Source organism: Rheinheimera sp. UJ51 (assembly GCF_020819615.1).
Lineage (GTDB): Bacteria > Pseudomonadota > Gammaproteobacteria > Enterobacterales > Alteromonadaceae > Alishewanella > Alishewanella maricola.
Window position 1 is genome coordinate 1 of record NZ_JAJHOG010000001.1, and the last position, 21693, is coordinate 21693.

20 protein-coding genes are annotated in these 21693 nt (G+C 47.9%); 9 read left to right on the forward strand and 11 right to left on the reverse strand.

Going from position 1 to position 21693, the window contains the following annotated elements:
- The first annotated feature begins 349 nt into the window (after positions 1-349).
- Both LMJ53_RS00005 and LMJ53_RS00010 read left to right on the forward strand, forming a co-directional pair.
- On the forward strand, positions 350-1567 hold the full coding sequence (locus tag LMJ53_RS00005; protein WP_229584210.1) for an aminotransferase class V-fold PLP-dependent enzyme: 1218 nt from the start codon (positions 350-352) through the stop codon (positions 1565-1567).
- Between the two features lie 2 nt (positions 1568-1569).
- Positions 1570-2013, forward strand: a complete 444-nt coding sequence (locus LMJ53_RS00010; protein WP_226750018.1) for a SufE family protein — start codon at positions 1570-1572, stop codon at positions 2011-2013.
- Here LMJ53_RS00010 and tcdA read toward each other — a convergent pair.
- From tcdA to LMJ53_RS00045, 7 genes are read right to left on the reverse strand one after another with little or no spacing between them, the layout of a single operon-like run.
- Entirely contained in the window at positions 2010-2795 is a 786-nt protein-coding gene (gene tcdA / locus LMJ53_RS00015) for a tRNA cyclic N6-threonylcarbamoyladenosine(37) synthase TcdA (RefSeq protein ID WP_229584211.1), read from the reverse strand. The genes LMJ53_RS00010 and tcdA overlap by 4 nt on opposite strands.
- An 11-nt stretch (positions 2796-2806) precedes the next feature.
- The gene (locus LMJ53_RS00020; protein ID WP_229584212.1) at positions 2807-3508 is read right to left on the reverse strand and encodes a pseudouridine synthase; all 702 of its coding nucleotides are present in this window, start codon (positions 3506-3508) and stop codon (positions 2807-2809) included.
- The gene (gene kdsB / locus LMJ53_RS00025) at positions 3501-4256 is read right to left on the reverse strand and encodes a 3-deoxy-manno-octulosonate cytidylyltransferase (protein WP_229584213.1); all 756 of its coding nucleotides are present in this window, start codon (positions 4254-4256) and stop codon (positions 3501-3503) included. Before kdsB ends, LMJ53_RS00020 begins: the two co-directional genes overlap by 8 nt.
- Entirely contained in the window at positions 4244-4435 is a 192-nt protein-coding gene (locus LMJ53_RS00030; protein WP_229584572.1) for a Trm112 family protein, read from the reverse strand. Before LMJ53_RS00030 ends, kdsB begins: the two co-directional genes overlap by 13 nt.
- Positions 4416-5414 (reverse strand): tetraacyldisaccharide 4'-kinase, encoded by a 999-nt coding sequence (gene lpxK, locus LMJ53_RS00035; RefSeq protein WP_229584214.1) that lies wholly within the window; start codon positions 5412-5414, stop codon positions 4416-4418. Before lpxK ends, LMJ53_RS00030 begins: the two co-directional genes overlap by 20 nt.
- On the reverse strand, positions 5411-7162 hold the full coding sequence (gene msbA, locus LMJ53_RS00040) for a lipid A export permease/ATP-binding protein MsbA (RefSeq protein WP_229584215.1): 1752 nt from the start codon (positions 7160-7162) through the stop codon (positions 5411-5413). The genes lpxK and msbA overlap by 4 nt, the downstream gene beginning before the upstream one ends.
- A 35-nt stretch (positions 7163-7197) precedes the next feature.
- Positions 7198-9249 (reverse strand): ComEC/Rec2 family competence protein, encoded by a 2052-nt coding sequence (locus tag LMJ53_RS00045; protein WP_229584216.1) that lies wholly within the window; start codon positions 9247-9249, stop codon positions 7198-7200.
- Between the two features lie 196 nt (positions 9250-9445).
- Here LMJ53_RS00045 and LMJ53_RS00050 point away from each other — a divergent pair, with 196 nt between their 5' ends.
- Positions 9446-9979 (forward strand): DUF2062 domain-containing protein, encoded by a 534-nt coding sequence (locus LMJ53_RS00050; protein WP_229584217.1) that lies wholly within the window; start codon positions 9446-9448, stop codon positions 9977-9979.
- A gap of 67 nt (positions 9980-10046) precedes the next feature.
- On the opposite strand, the gene LMJ53_RS00055 is transcribed toward LMJ53_RS00050, so the two are convergent.
- Genes LMJ53_RS00055 through LMJ53_RS00065 form a run of 3 tightly spaced genes read right to left on the reverse strand, consistent with a single transcriptional unit; the run spans position 10047 to position 13154 of the window.
- Positions 10047-11285 (reverse strand): lipoprotein-releasing ABC transporter permease subunit, encoded by a 1239-nt coding sequence (locus tag LMJ53_RS00055; protein WP_229584218.1) that lies wholly within the window; start codon positions 11283-11285, stop codon positions 10047-10049.
- Positions 11282-11962 carry a lipoprotein-releasing ABC transporter ATP-binding protein LolD gene (gene lolD / locus LMJ53_RS00060; RefSeq protein WP_229584219.1) on the reverse strand — a complete coding sequence of 227 codons (681 nt, stop codon included), beginning with the start codon at positions 11960-11962 and terminating at the stop codon, positions 11282-11284. Before lolD ends, LMJ53_RS00055 begins: the two co-directional genes overlap by 4 nt.
- Positions 11955-13154: a lipoprotein-releasing ABC transporter permease subunit gene (locus tag LMJ53_RS00065; protein ID WP_229584220.1), complete on the reverse strand. Its 1200-nt coding sequence runs from the start codon at positions 13152-13154 to the stop codon at positions 11955-11957. Before LMJ53_RS00065 ends, lolD begins: the two co-directional genes overlap by 8 nt.
- A 108-nt stretch (positions 13155-13262) precedes the next feature.
- On the opposite strand from LMJ53_RS00065, the gene LMJ53_RS00070 reads away from it, so the two are divergent.
- From LMJ53_RS00070 to LMJ53_RS00095, 6 genes are all read left to right on the forward strand, one after another.
- Entirely contained in the window at positions 13263-13841 is a 579-nt protein-coding gene (locus tag LMJ53_RS00070; protein ID WP_229584221.1) for a PilZ domain-containing protein, read from the forward strand.
- 63 nt (positions 13842-13904) lie between these two features.
- Positions 13905-17384 carry a transcription-repair coupling factor gene (gene mfd / locus LMJ53_RS00075; RefSeq protein ID WP_229584222.1) on the forward strand — a complete coding sequence of 1160 codons (3480 nt, stop codon included), beginning with the start codon at positions 13905-13907 and terminating at the stop codon, positions 17382-17384.
- Positions 17381-18424, forward strand: coding sequence for a CsiV family protein (locus LMJ53_RS00080; RefSeq protein ID WP_229584223.1), 1044 nt, complete (start codon positions 17381-17383; stop codon positions 18422-18424). Before mfd ends, LMJ53_RS00080 begins: the two co-directional genes overlap by 4 nt.
- 81 nt (positions 18425-18505) lie before the next feature.
- Positions 18506-19012 carry a DUF3087 family protein gene (locus LMJ53_RS00085; RefSeq protein WP_229584224.1) on the forward strand — a complete coding sequence of 169 codons (507 nt, stop codon included), beginning with the start codon at positions 18506-18508 and terminating at the stop codon, positions 19010-19012.
- A 16-nt stretch (positions 19013-19028) separates the two neighbouring features.
- Positions 19029-19964 (forward strand): ribosome biogenesis GTPase YlqF, encoded by a 936-nt coding sequence (gene ylqF, locus LMJ53_RS00090; protein WP_229584225.1) that lies wholly within the window; start codon positions 19029-19031, stop codon positions 19962-19964.
- An 11-nt stretch (positions 19965-19975) separates the two neighbouring features.
- Positions 19976-20389, forward strand: a complete 414-nt coding sequence (locus LMJ53_RS00095) for a BLUF domain-containing protein (RefSeq protein WP_229584226.1) — start codon at positions 19976-19978, stop codon at positions 20387-20389.
- A gap of 26 nt (positions 20390-20415) precedes the next feature.
- Here LMJ53_RS00095 and ahr read toward each other — a convergent pair whose 3' ends face one another.
- Positions 20416-21417: an NADPH-dependent aldehyde reductase Ahr gene (ahr, locus tag LMJ53_RS00100; RefSeq protein ID WP_229584227.1), complete on the reverse strand. Its 1002-nt coding sequence runs from the start codon at positions 21415-21417 to the stop codon at positions 20416-20418.
- Between the last annotated feature and the right edge of the window lie 276 nt (positions 21418-21693).

Below are 21693 nucleotides of genomic sequence, written 5' to 3' on the forward strand. Positions count from 1 at the left end.
GCGTCCTACTTCTTACTACCTGGACGCCGAGAGCGATGTTATCCTCGCTGCCTAAAGTCGAGTAAGCAGAAATACCCTGTCCGAAAGAAAAATGCCGGCCAGCTTAACTGACCGGCATTAGCCATTGGCCGCTTTTTTCATTGTTATCGCGGTAAATTCGCTCATCATTGTAAAGTAACCTCGGCTATTTTAATTCTTTTTACCTTAGCCTCATGCAGCAAAAACCAGCCGAAATCGCCAACACGCCTGAGTAATGACGCTTTTATTAGGCTCAATAAAAGGTGCTTCTCGCTAAAAGGGGTGGCTTTAGGCATAATAGCCGCCTTGTTTTTGTCTTGAGCTTCCCGACATGTCTGTGTTTGATGCCGCCGCTTTTCGTCAACAGTTCCCTTTTTTTCGTGAACAACCCGCTTGGATCTACCTTGATAACGCAGCAACTACGCACAAACCTCAGGTCGTCATTGATAGCCTGGTACAGTTTTATCAGCATGATAATAGCAATGTGCATCGCGGAACGCATCAGTTAAGCCAACAGGCAACAAGCCAATTTGAAGAGGCAAGACGCACAGTACAGCAGTTTATTAATGCCGCCGAGCCAGCCGAAATTGTCTTTACCAGTGGTACCACGGCGGCGTTTAACCAATTAGCCTTTGGTTTAATGCATACCGTATTGCAAGCCGGTGATCGCATTTTAATCTCGGCCTTAGAACATCACGCGAATATCGTACCTTGGCAACTGCATTGTCAGCGGCACGGGGTTATCATTGATGTGATCCCATTGACCGTTGATAAACAACTTGACCAAGCCGCCTATCAAACACTGTTAGACCGCAAGCCAAAAATTGTCAGTCTTACTCAAGTATCTAATGCACTTGGCAATGTTTTGCCTTTAGCACAGATGTTAAGCGACGCAAAAGCAGCCGGGGCCATTACCATCGTCGATGGCGCTCAAGGCATTGCTTGGCAACGACCCGATGTACAAAAATTGCCTGCCGACTTTTACTGTTTCTCAGCGCATAAGTTATATGGCCCAACCGGGATCGGTGTGTTGTATGGCAAGCGGGCATACTTAGAACGACTGACACCGTTACAGGGCGGCGGTGAAATGATTGAACATGTTAGCTTTAGTGGCAGTCGCTTTAACAGCCTACCCGCCCGTTTAGAAGCGGGTACCCCGCATATTGCGGGTGCGCTGGGCCTTGCTCAGGCCATTAAATTTATTAGTGGGTTTGACGCTCAGCAAATAAACAGTTATAAAGGCCTGTTATTAAAGGCTTTTCATAATGGTTTACAGCATATCCCTGGCATTCAATTGTTATCGTCTCGCCACGATAATGCCGGTATTGTGACCTTGAACATTCAAGGTGAACACCCTGCCGATGTCGCGGCATTGCTGAACGAACAACACATTGCTGTGCGCGCGGGCAGTCATTGTGCTATGCCCTTATTTGAACAATTAGCCGCGCCAGGCGCGCTGCGTTTCGCTTTTGCACCTTATAATCAGTTAACCGAAGTTGAGCAATGTTTAGCGGCATTGGCTCAGGCAGTGGAGATCCTTACGGTATGACCATGGCACAACTTATTACGGATACTGCGACAGCCCTTACGGCTATCCGGCAACAGGATTTGCCACAGTTACAACAACCCCAAGATTGGCAAAGTAAGTATCGTTTATTGATGCAATTAGGTAAAAAATTACCGCCGATCCCAGAAAAAATGCGCCAAAATGAGTGGCTAGTTAAAGGCTGCGAAAGTCGGGCTTGGTTACTGCACTACTATGATAGCCGCACCGAACAACACTTTTTTGTGTTAGACAGCGATGCCCGCATCGTCAAAGGGTTACTGGCCATCATGTTATGCTTTGTTAATGGCCTGACGCGGCAAGAAATCTCTACACTGGATTTACAACGCAGCTTTGATAGTTTGAATTTGAAACCCTATTTAAGCCAATCGCGAGGCAATGGCTTAAATGCGATGGTCAATCGAATAAAAGACGTGGTCGCCGCCCATTAAACGGCGGCTTTTTGCTGCAACTTGATTAAAATTCGCGACACGGCGGCCAAACCAAAGGTTGCCGTAACCACCATAGCGGCGCCAAAACCGCCACTACAATCTAAGCGCATACTGCCTGTATTATCGGGTTTTTGTTGGCAAATACTGCCGTCGGCTTGTGGATAACGTAATTGTTCAGTAGAAAACACGCAATCCACTCCAAAACGCCGCTTAGGATTACGGGTAAACTGATGATCGCGCCTGAGCATATTGCGTACTTTCGCCAACAACGGGTCATTATAGGCTAAGGTTAAATCAGCCAATTGAATTTGCGTTGGATCCAATTGCCCACCGGCCCCACCGGTTGTGATCAGTGGCATTTTATTGCGTTTGCACCATGCAATTAATGCGACCTTTGCTTTAACAGCATCAATCGCATCTAACACATAGTCTGCGTTAGCCGGTAACAGGGTCGCTAAGTTATCCGGGGCAATAAAATCAGCGACTTGATTCACTTTACACTCTGGATTAATTTGTAAAATCCGCTCAGCCATCACCGCCACTTTGTCTTGGCCGACCGTGTCGGTCAGCGCATGCGCTTGCCGATTGATATTACTTATACACACATCATCTAAATCGATTAGCGTTAACTCACCGATCCCTGAGCGCGCTAAAGCTTCACAAGCCCAGCTTCCGACGCCACCAATACCGATCACCACCACATGTGATCGCTGAAATTTTGCTAAGGCCTGCTGACCATATAAACGCGCAATGCCAGCAAAACGCGTATTAAAATCTGACATACTTCTTCCTGTTAACGCTCAAACGGCAAGCTAGGTGCCGCGGGCCAAGCATATTGCCATGGTGTTAGCCACGATCCGGGTAATCCGTGATGCACTAACGCCAGAAACTGCTCACCGCTATCGGGTAATAATTGATATTGATAGTCTATGCCAGCAAAACGAAACGCCAAGGCATAGGCATGCAGATAAACGCGGTCGGCCTCTGCAGCACCATATAAGCTATCGCCTAGGATAGGTGCACCCTGACTTTTTAACGCCACGCGTAATTGATGTGTTTTACCGGTATAAGGCCGCAGTAAATAAGCGCGAAACGGTAAGTTTTCAAAGCCCTGACTAACAAAATACGTGGCCGCTAAAGCCTGTTGTGCCGACGTTAACTTCCAACCGCCGCGCCGGCCAGGCTGCATGGCACCTTTCACCCAACCTTGTTTTTTGTTAGGCCGTACTGCACTTAACGCCAAGTAACATTTCTGGATTTGCCGACGACTAAATAATTGGGTAAATTCTGCTGCTGCAACAGCATTGCGCGCCAACAGCAATAAACCCGAGGTGACTTTATCTAATCGATGCACCGCAAACAACTTTTCGCCTAACTGTTGCTCGGCAATGGCCACTACCCCCGGCCCCTCTTCCGAATGAAAGCTTAAACCTGCGGGTTTATTAATAACCACAAAATCTGCGGTACTATCGACGATAGTCAGTGGTTTAAACATGTTGTTGAGTGGCAAAAGCAATGGCTCGCGCCAGATCTTCTGCGGTATCAACGCCGACCGCCGGCGTTTCTATCGCTGTCGCCACATGAATGGCTTCACCTTGCCAGAGCACTCGTAACTGCTCTAACGCTTCAATTTGTTCCAGGGTTGATGTTGGCCACGCCACGTAGTCGGCAATAAAACCCGCACGATACGCATATAAGCCGATATGCCGCCGATAATGTATTGCAAGGGCATCACGGTAACGATCGTCACGGTCAAACGGAATGGCTGAACGACTAAAATATAAGGCGTAACCGGCATGATCGGTTACCACTTTCACCACATTTGGATTTTTCAGCTCGGCAAGATCATGCAGCGGCACGGCTAAAGTGGCCATCCGAGCTTTTTGTTGCAGCGCTAAATTCTCTGCTACCTGACGAATAATTTGCGGTGGAATAAAAGGCTCATCACCCTGCACATTCACCACGATATCATCTGCAGCTAAACCTAATTGAGTGACCACTTCGGCCAAGCGTTCCGTACCAGAATTATGACTGGCCGCCGTCATGCACACTTCACCGCCAAACTGGCGCACTGCAGCGGCAACGCGCTGATCATCGGTCGCAACCAGCACGCGCTCGGCACCGCTTTGTATCGCTTGTCGATACACACGCTCAATCATGCTTTGACCTGCAATATCCGCTAACGGCTTACCCGGTAAGCGAGAGCTGGCGTAGCGAGCAGGAATAACGACTATGAACGCCATTTTTCACACTCTTCTGAGCTTAATGGCGTTGCTTCATTCGCCAGTAACACCGGGATATTATTGCTTAAACGATAAGCCAGTTGATCAAAGGTGCAGATCAAGCGCTCGCCTGTTTTGTCATATTTTAATTTACCCTTACATACCGGGCAGGCCAAAATATCAATCAATGCCAGATTCATGGCCATATTGACTCCGTAATAAGTTAAGTTTTTTGCTTAGTTGCTCAGTAAATTGGGGATCTAACCGCGCCTGAACGGCTAAATAGTACCAACCGCTTTTGGCAAAAGACCGACATTTTACCGCATCTTTTTCCGTCATTAACAGCGGGAGTGTCAAATCGGTAAAATCGTCAGGGCTAAAAGGATGGTGATCGGCAAAGAAATGCTGCCCTGCAATGTTAAAACCGGCCTCTTGCGCCGAACGAGCAAAACGTGCTGGATTGCCAATTGCCGCCACTAACTGAACCGGTGTCGACACCGCTAACGCCGGTTGCTCAGCCAAAAGGGGCCGCGCAGCAACAACGGCTAGCGTCATGTGGCCATCAACACCGTCTAATGGCCCACTGTTTGCCACCGTAAAATCCACTGAGGCTAAACGAGAAGGCAACTCGCGCAAAGGGCCGGCTGGAAGTAACCAGCCATTCCCCAGAACACGCTGACCGTCAATCAGCACAATTTCTAGATCGCGCGCTAACCGATAATGCTGTAGGCCATCATCAGAGATAATAATGTCGACGTCTGGGCAACGTGACAGCAAATGCTGGCCGGCGCTAACACGATCCGGAAAAACGACCACCGGACAGCCGCTGCGCTGAGCTAATAAGAGTGGCTCATCCCCCACCTGATTTGCCATGCAGTTAGCGGTAACTAAACGTGGCGCCGTTAATTTTACGCCATAGCCCCGACTAATAATGCCTGGGGTAAAGCCCTGCTCGCGCAATAACTGGCATAACCATAACGTAAACGGCGTTTTGCCCGTACCGCCAACGGTAATATTGCCGACAACAATAACCGGCACCGGTAAACGATAATGGCGTTTAATGCCCAGGCGAAATAACGCGCGGCGCAAGATCGACAATAACCAAAACAACAGGCTAAATGGCGCCAGTAAATAACACCACCATCGACCTTGATACCAGCCACGCTCCAGTGCGGTCATTTTTCAGAGCCGAACTGCAATTTATGTAACGAAGCATAAACGCCATCACGCGCTAATAATTCGGCGTGTGTGCCCTGCTCTAAAATACGACCTTGATCCATCACAATAATGCTGTCGGCATTTTCAATGGTTGATAAGCGGTGGGCAATCACAATACTGGTGCGCCCTTTTAACAGTACGTCAAGAGCGGCTTGGATCTTGCGTTCAGATTCTGTATCCAAAGCCGAGGTGGCTTCATCTAAAATCAGTACTGGCGCTTGGCGTAATAACGCGCGAGCAATGGCAATACGTTGGCGCTGACCACCAGATAAACTGACGCCATTTTCACCAATTTGTGTATCGAGGCCCTCTGGCATCTTCTTAGCAAATTCCATCACGTGGGCTTGCTCGGCAACCGCCAATAATTGCTCGCGACTGACCGGCTCTGCCATACCGTAACAAATGTTATTGGCGATTGAATCGTTAAACAGCATCACATGTTGTGAAACTACGGCGATTTGATGACGTAGAGAACTGCGGCTATACAATTGAATGTTTTGACCATCCACTAAAATCTCGCCCTGCGCTACCTCATAAAAACGCGGTAATAAACTGGAGATGGTGGTTTTACCACTGCCTGAACGCCCCACTAACGCCACCGTTTTACCTGCAGGCACGTGAAACGACACATCGTCGAGAACCTGCTGCTGATGGCCAGGATAGTTAAAGGTGACATGTTTAAACTCGATGTCGCCTTTGGCCTGCTTTAATTCAATGGTTCCCGTTTCCCGCTCCGCGGCTTCATCCATAACTCGAAAAATACTGGCAGCGGCGGCTAAGCCGCGTTGAAACTCGCTATTTACCGTGGTTAATTGTTTTAGCGGCTTTAACAGCATGACCATCGACGTGACAATGGCAGAGAAAATACCGGCGGTTAAGGTATCAAGCATTTCCGGTTGACTGGCCATAAACACCACAAAAGCCAAGGCAAAAGAGGCGATCAGTTGGATCACACCAGAACTAATGGCCGAGGTGGCATCCATTTTCACGCCTTGTAAGCGAGTTTGATTATTCACTTCTTCAAAACGCGCATCTTCAATCGCTTGGCCACCAAAGGCTAAAATCACTTTATGCCCATTGAGCATCTGTTCAGAAGCGGTCGTTACGCCGCCCATCGCATGTTGAATTTTATGGCTTAACTTACGAAAGCGTTTCGAGACAAAGCTAACAATAACGGCGATCACCGGTGCAATTAAAAAGAAGATTAACGAGAGCTGCCAGCTATACCAAAACATTACACCAATTAAACCCAGTACCAAGGCACCATCACGCACCAACACGATAAGGGCTTTGGTGAGCGATTGCTTGATTTGCTCTGAGTCATAGGTGATTTTAGAGATCAGCTCACCGGTAGAATGTTTATCATGAAAGCTCACCGGTAAACGCATCATATGGCTGAATAATTGCTGTCGCATATCTTTGACAATTTGATTACCTACCCAACTAATACAATAGGTTGCGGTAAAGTGAAAAATGCCACGCAAGATAAACATCAAAATGACCACTAAAGGCGCTAGGCGTAAAAATTCGGTATCTTTTTCTTGAATGCCGCGGTCAATAAACGGCTGTACCGAAGCAATAAAGCCCGCATCCACCGCTGAATACCCCACCATACCGATAATGGCGGCAACAAAACCTAAGCGGTAGGGTTTTAAATAGCTGAGTAACCGACGATAAACCGCCGCTGACGTTGTTTGCTCTGTCTGCAAAATTCTAAACCTTTTATCGTTATCATCTGGCTATTCTAACGTGTTGAGGCAGAGGTTTCAGCTATTGCTGTCGGCTTTTCTGCCCAAGGGTAGTGTTTTTCTCTATTTTCTTGGCGAATGCGCAGTTTTTCAGCCGTAAATTCAATCTGCAAGCTGCCTTGTAACCCAGTATGATACAGCGGTAAATTCAATAAGTTAATCCGTTGTTGCACGGCAGCTTGTGGATAAGTATAGGGCCCTTGTGCGTTGGCCGCTAATAGCAATTGCCGTGGCGCTAAAGCTTGTAAAAAAGCTAATGAATTAGCGTTAGCGCGCCCATAATCTGCCAGTAAATAAATATCCGCGGTTAAATCAGCATACTGCTGCAATAATGCCCGCTCTTGAGCCTGTTGCAACTTACCCGGCAACAACAGTTGCCAGCCTGCCATATTAACACTGAGCACACAGGGATCGGCTTTAGCTAACAACCAATGCCGAAAGCCAATGTCAGGATAAGCTGCAACTAATTGAGTACAGGTCTGCACTTCTGGTAATGTCGCTACCGCACTGTAAAATTTTGCCATTGGATAAGCGTGTTGAATTAACGCCATAGCCGGCGCCATTTCTCGCTCAAGTGCCGGTATAATGACCGGCCCCAATTGCCGCAACCGTTGTTGCTGTAACAAAGGTAATACCTGCTGGCGAACCAGCCCTTCCAGCTGTGTCGCAGGGGCATCTAAATATAAAATGGCGTTATGAGGTTGCTGTAATAATAATACCGTGCGCTGCCCGCTATCGATTAGCTGTAATTGCGGGTAAACATTCACCGGCAAACAGACCATTAATACCACCACAGTAAGCCATAACAGCCACAGAGAGCCCTTTACACGGCAGGCTAGCAGCAATGCTAAAGCCCCGGCCAGTAATAACGCCGTCAGGGGGGAAAGCTTAGGTAAACTCCACCACACTGCTTGAGAGGCACTCCACTCTAACCATGTCATTAAGGGAATAAACAACACATCGGTTAACTGCCAAAACCATTGAACATAAGGCAAGCCCGCCAAGCTCCAACAGACCGTGATCAATAAAAACGGGATCGCGAGCAACGTACACCAAGGCACAAACAACAGATTAGAGAGAATGGATAAGACACTCACACCCGAGAAAAAAGCCATGCTAATAAATGACATTAACAAGGTTAATGCTAATTGAAACCGCAACCAGTAACGTAATTTTGCCCAGCGCTGTGGCGCTGCAGGAGCTAAGCACCATAGCAGTAACACAATGCAGCCTACGGCTAACATCGACAACCAAAAACTATAACTGAGTAACCACAACGGATTGGCCAGGAGCAATAATGCCAATAACAGCAACCACGCTTGATGCTTGGCTAAGGGGCGCAGTAATAATCGGCTCAGCACAAAAATAGCCAATGCCACGGCCGCGCGTAATGTTGGGATGGTAAAACCAGCCAACCAGCCATAGCCTATGACCGGTAACACACTGAGTAATAAAGCCAGCTCCACTTTAAAGCGCCAGGGGCTAAGGCGTAGCACCCCGCTAAATAACAACAGGCTCCAACCATAGACCAAGCCAAGGTGTAAACCCGAGATAGTTAAAATATGTCCCAAGCCACTGTGCCGGATCCCTTGCCACAATTGCGCATCAAATTGTCGCTCTGCTACTGTTAACGCTAACAGCAGTGGCGCACTGCTAAGGGATGCAGTCGACGTTTTTAGCTGGGTAATGATGGTTTCTCTGGCTGACGCAGGGGCCTGTAATAAGATGACCGGCTGCTCTGGCAACACATATCCCTCGCCAATCACACCTTGCAATAAGGCTTGCAGCGAACGAGGCCGAGACAGTGGAGTCCAACTCTGTGCTACTGGTCGCAATTTTAACGGTAAACGCCAAAGTTGATTATTTTCGAGGCTTGGGGCTTGTCGCCAGCGCACAGAGAGCAGATACTGATCATATGAGCTTTGCTGTAGTTGCAGTTTCACTGTCAAATCACCGGTGCCGTGATCGGTCCAACTGACGATCCGCACATCATGATAGCTGCTTGCTGAGTTTAACAACGTATTCTGTGCCTGCCAGTATGCAGACAACTGCCAATGCCAACTGACTATAAACGCGCTGCAACCGGCTAAAAAAAACAGCCGAAAGCGGCAGCTGACTAGAAAAGCCGCTAGAAAAATATATTGAAAAAAAGCTGGCGGAAGCGGTAAAAATAACGACAATAGGCAGCCAGCTAATACACCTGTGCAAAAGTGTTGCATGTTTACTTTTCGTAAATAGGTTGTAATGCCAAAGAAGACTATTAAGAAATATTTACCATCTCCAGAAAAAATCAAGCAGATGAAATTATTAAATCTGTTCGGTTCGATGCTGCACGATGGTAATTTATGGCACTTAAACCGCCGCTCTGCGCGCGGCGCTTTTGCTGTCGGTCTTTTTTGGGCCTGGATGCCCTTCCCTTTTCAAATGCTATTCTCGGCGCTGATGGCCGTGCCTTTACGCGTTAACTTACCGTTAAGTGTGGCGTTAGTGTGGATTTCAAACCCGCTCACCATGCCGGTAATGCTGTATCTCAGTTATTTAATTGGCAGTGTAGTACTTAAAGCGCCTGCCGAGCCCTTTGCTTTTGAAGCTTCGCTCGGCTGGTTGTGGCATAGCATGCAAACCATCGGCAAACCTTTACTGACCGGCTGTTTATTAATGGGCATTACCGCCAGCATTGTTGGCTATTTTGCCATTGACTGGTTATGGCGTTTATCGGTAAAGAAAGAAAAGCTCGCGCGCTTGTTACGGCATAAAAATCGCCTAAAACAAAACTAATGGCTTAATTAGCGTTGCTTTAGGCAGAGAGTCACTAAAAAGCTTGAATAGAACACAACGGGGGATGTTATCGTTGCCCCAGCACGTTTGCCGGTTGCACCCTACTTGCACGAAATGCCGGATACAGCGTCGATAATAAACTTAAGCCCAATGCCAACAGCACCGTAACGACCACATCCTGCCACAGCAATAACGACGGCACGTAATCGATAAAGTAGATGCTCGGATCTAATAACGATTTGCCAAGTGTCGAGGTTACAAAAGCAAAGATCGGCTCAATGTAATGTGCCAGTAACACGCCAACAACAGCCCCGCCTAAGGTGCCAACCAAACCATTTAGCCAGCCTAACAACATAAAGGTTTTAATTAATGCCGCCGGTCGCATGCCCATGGTCAGCAAAATGGCAATATCCGATTCTTTTTCCCGCACAGCCATCACCAAGGTCGCGACAATATTAAAGCAGGCCACGGCGATCACCAGCGACAACACCAAATATAAGATGGCGCGCACCATTTGAATATCTTGATAAACATGGCCTTGGCTACGAAACCAATCGAGTAGATAGACATAATCATCCGACAACTGCCCGAGTTGCCGTGCCATGGCCGGTGCCGCAAAGATATCGTCTAAACGAAAGGCTAAACCGTGTACGGTGTCTTCTGGCATAGCTAAAAAATCGGCTAATGCATCCAAACCCAGCCACGCTTGGCTATAATCGAGTTGCCCGCCCACCGCAATAATGGCACTGACACTCAGCACCCGATTAGAATAACTGGCTAAACGACCATCATCGGTAAAACGAGGTAGCATTAATTGCACATTATCACCGACCTGCAAACCCAGTGCTGCGGCAATACCGCTGCCTAACACAACTTGCTCTGCCGCCAAGGTCTCTAGGCTGCCGCTTTGTAAGTAAGTGGCAAAGTCACTGAGTTGCTGTTCAAGTTGCAAATCAATACCGCGCAGCTGTACCGCTTTAATTTGGCTGCCCGCACGTAGCATGCCGTTGGCTTTAATATAAGGTGCGCCCGCTATTACGCCTTCTACAGCGCTTAAGCGCGGTAGCTTGCTTTGCCATTGCTGTAAGTTATTTTCCACTGACTCTAATTCAACATGCGGGATCACCGCCAACAAACGCTGTTTTAGTGCCTGCTCAAAACCATTCATCACCGACAGCGCTAAAATTAAAATCGCCACGCCTAAGCCAATACCCCAGGTCGATGAAGCCGAAATAAAGCGAATAAAGCCACTGGTATGGCGAGTATTACGATAACGTCGCGCCAGTTGCCAAACGAGAGCATTCATGGCGCAGGCTCCAAACGACCATCTGTCATCAAATAGTGTTTGTCTAAGCGAGCCGCTAAGGCACGATCATGGGTCACCACCACAAAACTGGTGGCAAATTCACGATTAAGCTCACGTAACAATTGATAAATAGACTCTGCGGTTTGCTGATCTAAATTACCGGTGGGCTCATCGGCTAAAATTAGAGCGGGTTTAGTCACCAATGCCCGAGCAATAGCAACGCGTTGCCGCTCGCCGCCGCTTAATTCAGACGGCTTATGGGTTAAACGATGCGCCAAGCCCACTCGGCTTAGCAAAGCGGTGGCGGCGGCATTCGCTTCGACAGGGGCTTGCCCACGGATCAGTAAGGGCATGGCCACGTTTTCAACCGCCGTAAAATCCATTAATAAATGGTGGAACTGATAAATAAAACCCAGTTTTTCATTACGCAAGCTGGCTTTTTGATTGGCGCTAAGCTTAGCAATCTGTTGCCCAGCGATCTGCACATTGCCACTGTCTGGCGTATCTAAAGTGCCTAAAATATGCAATAAGGTACTCTTGCCCGAGCCTGAACTGCCAACAATGGCCACCATTTGTGCTTTGGCAATGGTTAAATTAACCTGATGCAACACCTCGGTGACCTGCTGGCCATCACGGTAACTTTTACAAATTTGAGAGGCTTCAAGAACATTATTCATCGCGTAATACTTCCGCCGGATTAATTTTTACCGCACGCCAAGCTGGATACAACACGGCGAGCAAGGTTAAGCCAATAGCACTAATGAAGATGGTGGCAATTTGGCTGGCATCCATTAACACAGGTAATTGAATACCGCCTGCAACTTGGAAATTGAACAGATCTAATAACGCATTAAGCTGCCAACTGACTAACACGCCAGCCATCACACCAAGCACAGCACCGAGCAACCCGTTAAATAAACCTTGTATAGCAAACACAAAAAATAGCGCGCGGTCAGTCATGCCTTGCGTTTTTAAAATCGCCACTTCTGCTTGTTTCTCGGTAACCATCATCACTAAAGCTGACACAATGTTAAAGGCCGCCACAGCGACAATCAGCAATAACATCAGCCACATCATGGCTTTCTCCATGGCCACTGCCGCAAATAATTTGCCATGGCTCTGCCGCCAATCTTGCACTGAACTTATCTGCGTATCAGCCGATAATTGCTCTGCTAACAACGGCGCTTGAAAAGGCTCTAATAAACTGACCCGCCAACTCGGCGTGCGCTCGGCCACCGGCAATAACCGCATTAAATCTTCTTGCGCCGTGATCGCGATAACACTATCCACTTCAGAGCCGGTATCAATAATTCCGGCGACGGTAAATAAGCGCTGGCGTGGCATCCAGCCTAAGGGAGTATGGCTGCCACCTTGCGCTAATAGTACCCGAATTTGTTGCCCTAAATGCACATCCAGCTGTTCGGCTAAACCGCGGCCGAGCATCATGCTATAACGCTGCTCGCTTAATGTTTGCCAATCGCCCAGTGCTAAAGATTGTTTTAAAAACTGCGGTAACTGCTCAGGTGTTAAGCCTTGCAGCATCACAGCTGTTAACTGCCGAGGCGCTTGCACTAAGGCTTCAGTTTGCAGAAATGGCGTAATATCCAACACCTTGACTTGTTGTTGTAAGCGTTGTTGCCAGCGGGTATCCCCTTGGGGCGCTTGCACAATAAGATGGGGCACCACGCCTAAGATGCGACGCTTTAATTCCGCCTCAAAGCCGTTCATCACCGAACTGACAATGGTTAATGCCATCACCCCAAGTAAAATACCGGCAACAGAAAATAGGGTGATAAACGAAATAAAGGCATTACCCTTGCGACTTTGGCTATAACGTAAGCCAATAAACAGGCTGACTGGAAGGTGCATGTGAATTTTCAGGACTTTACCTAGGTTAGATGATAAATTAGCGCAAAAGTGGTGCCGATAATAGTGATAATTCGGTGCAATGACAAGCACCAACGGGGGAGAACCCAGATGAGCTCTGAACTGGACAGCCTAGCCGAAGATTTTCAACAGTATTTCAAAGTTGAGCATCGCATTGCCATTAATGTGATACCACTGAGTACGCCTCTGCCAAGCGAAGCAGACTTTACGGCGGCCATCCCCGAGCCTTTTTTGTTAGCTGGGAATGTGGGCCAACTGAATATGAATGCACTGCGCTCGTTACAACGCGTCGGTGAATTAGCCGAAGAGTTAGCGAATTACTTGCAACAGCAAGCAAAAAAGCTCGATTTGCTGCTGCATTACGTTTTACAACAACAAGATGTTGCGGCGTATCGCCATCATACGCAAAGCTACGGCGGTGCTGGCCTCACCTTTAAAACAGATCGCGCCATGCCAGCACTGCAAGCAGTTGAAGTGAAGTTATTTCTTGCTGACAATGCTGGGGCGGTTTTTTGTTTTGGTCAAGTATTAAGCGCTGAGCAAACCACAGATGGCTATCTGATCAAGGTGGTGTTTAAACTGATCCGCGATGAAGATCGCGAACTGCTAGTACGCGCCAGTTTGCAGCAGCAAGCCCGACAATTAAAATTAAAAGCGGAGCAGCGCTGAACTAGCAGCGCCAAATCACTGTAACAGCCAACGCGATTAATCAGGATACGAGTTTATAATTCAATGAGTGTTTTTCCTTCGATACCGCAATTACGCGGCGCTACTGATCAGCAAGCATGGGGCCAACTGACTGGCGCTGCCTTACCTCTAGCCATCAGCAGCTATGTCACACAGCAACAAGGCGTCTGTGTCTTAGTGGTACAAGACACCCCCGCAGCGATGCGCTTAGAGCAAGAGTTAACGGTCTTTCTTGACCCCGCCAAGTGCCCCATTCTCACGCTGCCCGATTGGGAAACCCTGCCCTATGATATGTTTTCGCCGCATCAGGACATTATTTCTCAGCGTTTAACCACGCTGTATCAATTGCCGCGGCTCAGTCATGCCTTAGTGATAGTGCCGGTAAGTACCTTGTTATTGAAAATTGCTGGCCGTGCCCATTTAGAGCAACACAGTTTTATTCTGGCCGAGCAACAACAAACCGATTTAAGTGCTTTTAAGCAGCAATTGGCCGCGGTGGGCTATCGACATGTCGATCAAGTTATGGAGCATGGCGAGTTCTCTGTTCGTGGCTCTTTACTAGACTTGTATCCGATGGGCGCAACGCAGCCTTATCGCATCGACTTTTTTGATAATGAAGTGGATGCCATTCGCACCTTTGATCCTGACACGCAGCGCAGTTTAGATAAAGTGAAACAGATTTCGCTCTTGCCGGCACATGAGTTTCCAACCGACAAGGCAGCGATTGAACGCTTTCGTTTGCGTTATCGCGAACGCTTTGCCGCTCGCAATGAAAAAGAATCTTTATATCAGCAAGTCACCCAAGGTATTTTACCGGCCGGTATTGAATATTATTTACCGCTATTTGCTGAAGATACCTCAAGTTTATTCAGTTACTTACCGGCTAACTCACATATTTTAACCTGTGGTGATATCGAGCACAGTGCCAATCAGTTTTGGCTAGAGTTAAAACGTCGCTATCAAGATCGCGCCATTGATTTACTGCGGCCCATTTTACAACCTACCGAATTGTATTTAGCCACCGATGAGCTGTTTGCCGCGCTAAAAGCTTACCCTAGGTTACGTTTAAGCCGTGCAGAGTTACCGCTTAAAAATGGGCACATTAATGCGCCGATTGCTAACCTGCCTGATCTTAATATTAATCATCAGCTGAAAAATCCGTTAGAAGCCCTTTTAAACTTTTTAACGGCGCTAAAAAAGCAGCAAGGCCGTGCGCTATTTTTAGTGGAAAGTGAAGGTCGTCGTGAAAGTTTATTGCAGCTGCTGCACAAGGCTGCCGTGCATCTACCGCAAACCAGCAGCTTGGCGCAGTTTTTAACGCAACAGCAAGATATTGCCGTGTTGGTCGGAACCCTAGATCAAGGTACCTTCGTTAACACCACCCCGCCGCTGGCCCTGATCAGCGAAAACGAGCTATTTGGCCAAAAAATTAGCCAGCGTAGGCGTCGTAAGAAAAGCCAGCAAATTTCTTCCGATACCATCATTCGTAATCTGGCCGAATTAAGCCTGGGTCAACCTATTGTGCATTTACAACATGGTATTGGCCGCTATCAAGGCTTGCAGGTGTTGGATGCCAATGGCATTAGTGCTGAGTTTGTGACCATTGAATATGCCGGTAGTAGCAAACTGTATGTACCGGTGTCATCACTGCATCTGTTAAGTCGTTACTCAGGCAGCGATGCCGAACATGCCCCCTTGCACAAACTCGGTAACGATACTTGGGAAAAAGCCCGCCGTAAGGCTGCTGAGAAGGTGCGTGATGTTGCAGCAGAATTACTCGATGTCTATGCGCAGCGTGCCGCTCATCAGGGCCATGCATTTAAACTGGATGAAAATGACTATGCGGCCTTTGCCGACAGCTTCCCGTTTGAAGAAACAGCCGATCAGCTCGACGCCATTAACGCTGTATTGCAGGATATGCAGCAACCGCAACCGATGGATCGCCTAGTGTGTGGTGATGTCGGCTTTGGTAAAACCGAAGTGGCTATGCGCGCTGCCTTTGTCGCGGTTAACGGCGGTAAGCAAGTGGCTTTGTTGGTACCAACTACCTTACTTGCACAACAACATTTTGAAAACTTTAAAGATCGTTTTGCTAACTGGCCGGTGCGAGTTGAGGTACTGTCTCGTTTTGTTAGCCCGAAAGCCCAAAAAGCCATTTTAGAAGATGTCAGTAACGGTAAAGTTGATATTGTGATTGGTACGCACAAGCTGCTGCAAGATGATATTAAACTGCACGATTTAGGCCTGCTGATTGTCGATGAAGAACACCGTTTTGGTGTACGCCAAAAAGAGAAAATTAAAGCGCTACGCGCCAACATTGATATTTTAACCTTAACCGCCACGCCCATTCCGCGTACCCTGAATATGTCTATGTCGGGCATGCGTGATCTGTCGATTATCGCCACCCCACCCGCGCGGCGTTTAGCCGTGAAAACCTTTGTGCGCGAGTACGAAAACGGCTTGCTACGCGAAGCGGTGATGCGCGAGATCTTACGGGGTGGTCAGGTCTACTTTTTACACAATGATGTTGCCTCTATCGAAAAAATGGCAGCCGATTTACAAGAGCTGATCCCTGAAGCGAATATCGCCATTGCCCATGGTCAGCTACGTGAACGCGAGCTCGAACAAATTATGGCTGATTTTTATCATCAGCGTTTTAACGTGTTACTGTGCTCCACTATTATCGAAACCGGCATCGATGTGCCCACAGCCAATACCATTATTATTAACCGTGCGGATAACTTTGGCTTGGCGCAGTTACATCAATTGCGGGGTCGGGTTGGCCGCTCCCATCACCAGGCCTATGCCTATTTAATGACCCCGCCGCCCAAGCGTTTATCTAAAGATGCCGAAAAACGCTTAGAAGCCATCGCCAGTTTAGAAGATTTGGGTGCCGGTTTTGCTTTAGCGACGCACGATTTAGAAATTCGTGGCGCAGGTGAGTTATTAGGCGATGAGCAAAGTGGTCAAATTGAATCGGTCGGTTTTAGTTTGTATATGGAAATGCTCGAAGAAGCCGTGCAAGCCTTAAAAGCTGGGCGAGTACCCAGCCTTGAAGCCATGCTCAGCCAACAAACTGAAATGGATTTAAAACTGCCTGCGCTGTTTCCAGAGAGCTACATCCCTGATGTCAATTTACGGCTATCATTTTATAAAAAACTGGCCAGTGCCAAAAATCCAGAAGAGATCGATGAAGTTCAGGTCGAGTTAATCGACCGTTTCGGATTATTACCCGATGCGGCGAAAAACTTAGTGGCCGTTGCTGAGTTAAAATTGCAAGCACAGGCACTGGGTATTAAACGGATAGAAGCCAATAGCAAAGGTGGTGTGGTAGAATTCGCCGAGAAAACCTTGGTCAATCCAAGTTACATTATTACGTTGATCCAAACCCAATCACGCGTCTTTAAACTGGAAGGCGGGCAAAAACTGCGTTTTAGTATTGCCGCAGAGGATCATAAAGATCGACTCAGCCTCATCAGCTCGATGTTGGCTGACTTTACCAAACATAAGGTAGGAAACGCATGAAAGTTCGGCTATTGCTGACCGGATGTCTGTTACTGAACACCATGCTGCTGCAAGCCAATGAGCGCTGGTTTGAAGTAGAACTGATTGTTTTTGAACGCACAGGCGATAGCCAATTACGCGAACATTTTCCCGAGCAGGTTACGCCAATTCGCTTGGGCCGCATTATTGATTTGGTGTCTCCTTTGTATAATCCGACTATTCAGCCGCTAGTCAGTGCTTTAGAAGATTGCAGCCCAGCACCGCTAAATACAGCAGCAAGCAGTGTGTTTCCAAGCGATTGGCAGGCCCCCCATAAACTGATGTGCCAACAGGAAACCCAGCCGTTGGCTTGGCAGCGTCTGGCGTTGTTTCCTGAAAAATGGCTCAGCCATAAGGTGCCTTGGCCCTCACGGCTGCCCCATACCTTAGCCGGTCGCGGTGAGTTTCAAGGCGTGCCCTTTTTAGCAGAGCCTGAAGCCTTTGCTTTAACTGATGTGGTCGCTAAACTGCGCCGACAACGCCAGCAACAAGTGCTGTTGCATACGGTATGGCGTCAAGCACCTGTCACCGAGCGCCGAGCGATCCCCAGCCGTTGGTTTGCCGGTGAAAACTTCAGCCAGCGTTTTGATTATTGGGGACAGCCCATCACCTCTGAGCAACATGATACCCCGGTGAATGACACCCAAGCTGCGGCCAATGCCAGCGACGTGACCAGCGTGCTTGAACAAATTAATAGCCGCCGCCAACAACTGGCCGCGGGTGTGTCGTTGGATCAACCCAGCACGGCGGCAATCGACAATAGCAGCAACGTACAAAACCAGGCCAATTTACCGACGGAAGTATGGCAACTGGATGGTTTATTTAAACTGCATTTAGATCATTATCTGTTTGTCAATACAGACTTTAATCTGCGCAGAATGCATAATGGCGCCCTACAAAGTATCAATGTGAAACAAAGCCGGCGGGTGATCAGTGGCGAAATTCATTATCTGGATCATCCTAAATTAGGCATAATACTGCAAATTCGCCGTTATCAACCGCCTGAAGTCGCGCAGCCATAACCTAGCATGCGCCGCAGTTTCCCCTTTGTCGGGCTGCGGCGTGTCGTTGGTTCAACCCCGCTAACAAATGAACGAGTCATCATGCAATTACGTGTAATTGAAAAACATCGCTATCGCCAACGGCTAAACCGCATCACTATTTCAAGCATTATCGCATTGTTACTGATCAGTTTAGGCAGCTCGACCTTACTGATCGCACTGTTCGCCACCGGATCAGGTTCAAATTTTTGGCTAAATTTTAGTGGTGTGGTGATCGGCTGTTTAGTGGTCGGTTTCAGTTTGAAACGTTTAAAAACGCATCCCTATTTTCATGATGTGGCCTACATTTGGGATCTGAAACACGAATTAAATTTAATCCAACGTAAGCAACGCTCCATCGACGCGGCCGCCGAACAAAATGATGTCATTGCGCTATTAATATTGGCGTACAGCTACGAAGCATCTAAGCTCGTGTGGCAATTGGATGATAATACCTTGATGATGTCTGAGCTCAATTTGGCCGCCAACAAACTGCAAAATAAACTGAACGCGGCAGGCTTAAGCATCAACTTAGCCGATTACCGTCGCGAATTACTGGCGCGTTTTTAACGCCAAAGGAACTGTCATGTCTATTAACTGGTTTCCGGGCCATATGCACAAAGCCCGCAAAGAAATCGCCGAAGTGATGCCGCAAGTCGATATTATTATCGAAATGCTCGATGCCCGTATTCCGTTTTCTAGTGAAAACCCGCTGGTGCCGCAACTGCGCGGTAATACACCCTGTATTAAAGTGTTAAACAAAGCCGATCTGGCCGATCCTGCGCTAACCCAGCGTTGGGTTCAGCACTTTGACAGTCAAAGCGGCGTGAAAGCCATCCCGATCAGTCAGCAAAATCCTGAACATATTCGCGCCCTATTACAGCTGTGTAATGACATGCTGCCAGAGCGTAACCTGGAGATCCGAGGCGCTCGTGCCATGATTATGGGGATACCTAACGTCGGTAAGTCTACGTTAATTAATACCCTTGCCGGGCGGACCATCGCCAAAACGGGTAACGAAGCCGGCGTGACCAAAACACAGCAGCGTATTAAGTTGGATAACAATGTGATTTTAACCGACACGCCGGGCTTTTTATGGCCAAAACTGAGCCCGCCTACCTGTGGCTATCGCTTAGCCGTCACCGGCGCCATCAAAGATACGGTATTTGAATATGCCGATATTGCCATGTTTGCGGCAGAGTATTTATTACAAGCCTACCCTGCTGCAGTGATGCAGCGCTTTGATTTAACCGAGCAACCGGAAAATGATCTGGCGCTATTAGATGCGATTGGCCTTCGTCGTGGCTGTATGCGCAAAGGTGGCGTTGTCGATCTAGAGAAAGCCGGTACTATCCTGATCACTGAACTGCGCGCCGGTAACTTAGGCCCCATTACGCTAGAAACCCCAGAGATGGTTAGCCAAGAGCAAATTGATGCCAAAGCCGATGAAGCGGCGAAAGCCAAAGACAAAGCCGAGCGAGAAGCCGAGCGTAAACGCAAAGCGCAACGTAAATACCGATAATTGAGAACAGCATGCCAGAGCAACCGTTATTGCAACTTGCCTATGTCAGTACTGCCCAAACGGACATAACCGCTGACTGTATTGCTGAAATTCATCAGCAAGCAGAACGTAATAATCGGTTACACCAAATCACCGGTTTGCTGCTCGCCACGGAGCAGCATTTCTTACAACTGCTTGAAGGGCCAAAACGGGATGTCGAGCTCACCTATGCGCGGATCCAACGGGATAAGCGGCATCATCATGTGCGGTTAATTTTTAAACATGGTGTAACTGAACGGCAATTCCCTGAATGGCATATGGGGCTGCGTCGTAGTTTTGATCAAGCACAACAAGATGTGACAGCCATCGTTAATTTGTATGGCCAGCGTTCGCAGTTTTCTGCCCAACATGGCGCAGCGTTAGTCTTGCTGTTAAGCTCGTTGTAAGCCGCTTAACAGCAAGTTAAAGTGGCTTAACGTTCTAACACGATACGATAACGCGCTTTACCACTTTCGAGGTGCGCTAAGGCTTCGTTGATCTGACTAAATTTAAAAGTTTCAACCACCGGTTTAATGTCATGTTGCACGGCAAAATCGAGCATCTTAGCAATGGTTGCAGGGCTTCCCACCGGTGAGCCTGATACCGAACGCTGTGCCATAATCAAACTAAACACATTCAAATCTAACGGCTCTAGCGTTGCGCCGACAAAATGCAAACGGCCTTTCGGTTTTAAAGTACCTAAATACAGGTTCCAATCAAGCTTCACATTGACGGTAGAAATAATAAAATCAAACTTGCCGGCCGCTTGCTCAATGTCTGCGGCGCTGCGTGAATTAATGCAATGATGCGCACCTAATTCTTTCGCTTCAGCGGCTTTACTGTCACTCGAGGTAAAAGCCGTGACTTCACAGCCCCAAGCCCGTAAAAACTGCAAGCCCAAATGCCCTAAGCCACCAATACCAATAACCGCCACTTTATCGGTTGGCTTCACGTCAAACTGCACCATCGGGTTAAACACCGTAATGCCACCGCAAAACAATGGGCCTGCGGTTTTTGCATCCATGCCCTCTGGCAATGGGATCACCGCACTGGCATTGGCCCGTACTTTATCGGCAAAGCCACCATGATGGGCTACGATAGTACCTTGCGCACTGGCGCAAAGGTTGTGATCGCCACTACCGCAGGTGCTACAGACCTTACAGTAATCAGAATGCCAGCCTAAGCCGACCACTTGCCCTATTTTTAAGTGGGTCACATCGGCGCCAACCGCAGCAATGCGGCCCACCACTTCATGCCCAGCCACCAGCGGGTAACTCGACATACCCCATTCATTATTTAACATTGAAATGTCAGAGTGACAGATGCCGCAATAATCCACGTCAATCTCGACTTGATCGCGCGCTAATGCGCCTGGATCATATTGCCAAGGTTCAAGTTTGCCATGGGCTTTCATTGCAGCGTATGCGTTAATCATAAAAACTCCTGTGTGCTAAAAAAATCCAACAGTGCAAAGTACAGTGCTAAGTATTAACCAGATCTCAAGAATTGCTTGTTAAATTTTGGAATAGGCACCTCAAGCACTATTTACAGCTGTTTTGTGCTGTCAATCGTTGAAAATGGCTAAAAGCGCCAGATAATCACTTTATACTTGTGTTTATTTGCCAAACCACAACCCCCGATGGCAAATAAAGAAATCACACCGTAACATTGTTAAACGCACTAAAACACCGCATAGTGCAGCCACATCTAA

Bases quoted from the DNA above. Each gene is read 5' to 3' on its own strand.
- LMJ53_RS00005 (WP_229584210.1), top strand. From the start codon at position 350: ATGTCTGTGTTTGATGCCGCCGCTTTTCGTCAACAGTTCCCTTTTTTT.
- LMJ53_RS00010 (WP_226750018.1), top strand. From the start codon at position 1,570: ATGGCACAACTTATTACGGATACTGCGACAGCCCTTACGGCTATCCGG.
- tcdA (WP_229584211.1), bottom strand. From the start codon at position 2,795: ATGTCAGATTTTAATACGCGTTTTGCTGGCATTGCGCGTTTATATGGT.
- LMJ53_RS00020 (WP_229584212.1), bottom strand. From the start codon at position 3,508: ATGTTTAAACCACTGACTATCGTCGATAGTACCGCAGATTTTGTGGTT.
- kdsB (WP_229584213.1), bottom strand. From the start codon at position 4,256: ATGGCGTTCATAGTCGTTATTCCTGCTCGCTACGCCAGCTCTCGCTTA.
- LMJ53_RS00030 (WP_229584572.1), bottom strand. From the start codon at position 4,435: ATGAATCTGGCATTGATTGATATTTTGGCCTGCCCGGTATGTAAGGGT.
- lpxK (WP_229584214.1), bottom strand. From the start codon at position 5,414: ATGACCGCACTGGAGCGTGGCTGGTATCAAGGTCGATGGTGGTGTTAT.
- LMJ53_RS00050 (WP_229584217.1), top strand. From the start codon at position 9,446: ATGCCAAAGAAGACTATTAAGAAATATTTACCATCTCCAGAAAAAATC.
- LMJ53_RS00055 (WP_229584218.1), bottom strand. From the start codon at position 11,285: ATGAATGCTCTCGTTTGGCAACTGGCGCGACGTTATCGTAATACTCGC.
- lolD (WP_229584219.1), bottom strand. From the start codon at position 11,962: ATGAATAATGTTCTTGAAGCCTCTCAAATTTGTAAAAGTTACCGTGAT.
- LMJ53_RS00065 (WP_229584220.1), bottom strand. From the start codon at position 13,154: ATGCACCTTCCAGTCAGCCTGTTTATTGGCTTACGTTATAGCCAAAGT.
- LMJ53_RS00070 (WP_229584221.1), top strand. From the start codon at position 13,263: ATGAGCTCTGAACTGGACAGCCTAGCCGAAGATTTTCAACAGTATTTC.
- mfd (WP_229584222.1), top strand. From the start codon at position 13,905: ATGAGTGTTTTTCCTTCGATACCGCAATTACGCGGCGCTACTGATCAG.
- LMJ53_RS00080 (WP_229584223.1), top strand. From the start codon at position 17,381: ATGAAAGTTCGGCTATTGCTGACCGGATGTCTGTTACTGAACACCATG.
- LMJ53_RS00085 (WP_229584224.1), top strand. From the start codon at position 18,506: ATGCAATTACGTGTAATTGAAAAACATCGCTATCGCCAACGGCTAAAC.
- ylqF (WP_229584225.1), top strand. From the start codon at position 19,029: ATGTCTATTAACTGGTTTCCGGGCCATATGCACAAAGCCCGCAAAGAA.
- LMJ53_RS00095 (WP_229584226.1), top strand. From the start codon at position 19,976: ATGCCAGAGCAACCGTTATTGCAACTTGCCTATGTCAGTACTGCCCAA.
- ahr (WP_229584227.1), bottom strand. From the start codon at position 21,417: ATGATTAACGCATACGCTGCAATGAAAGCCCATGGCAAACTTGAACCT.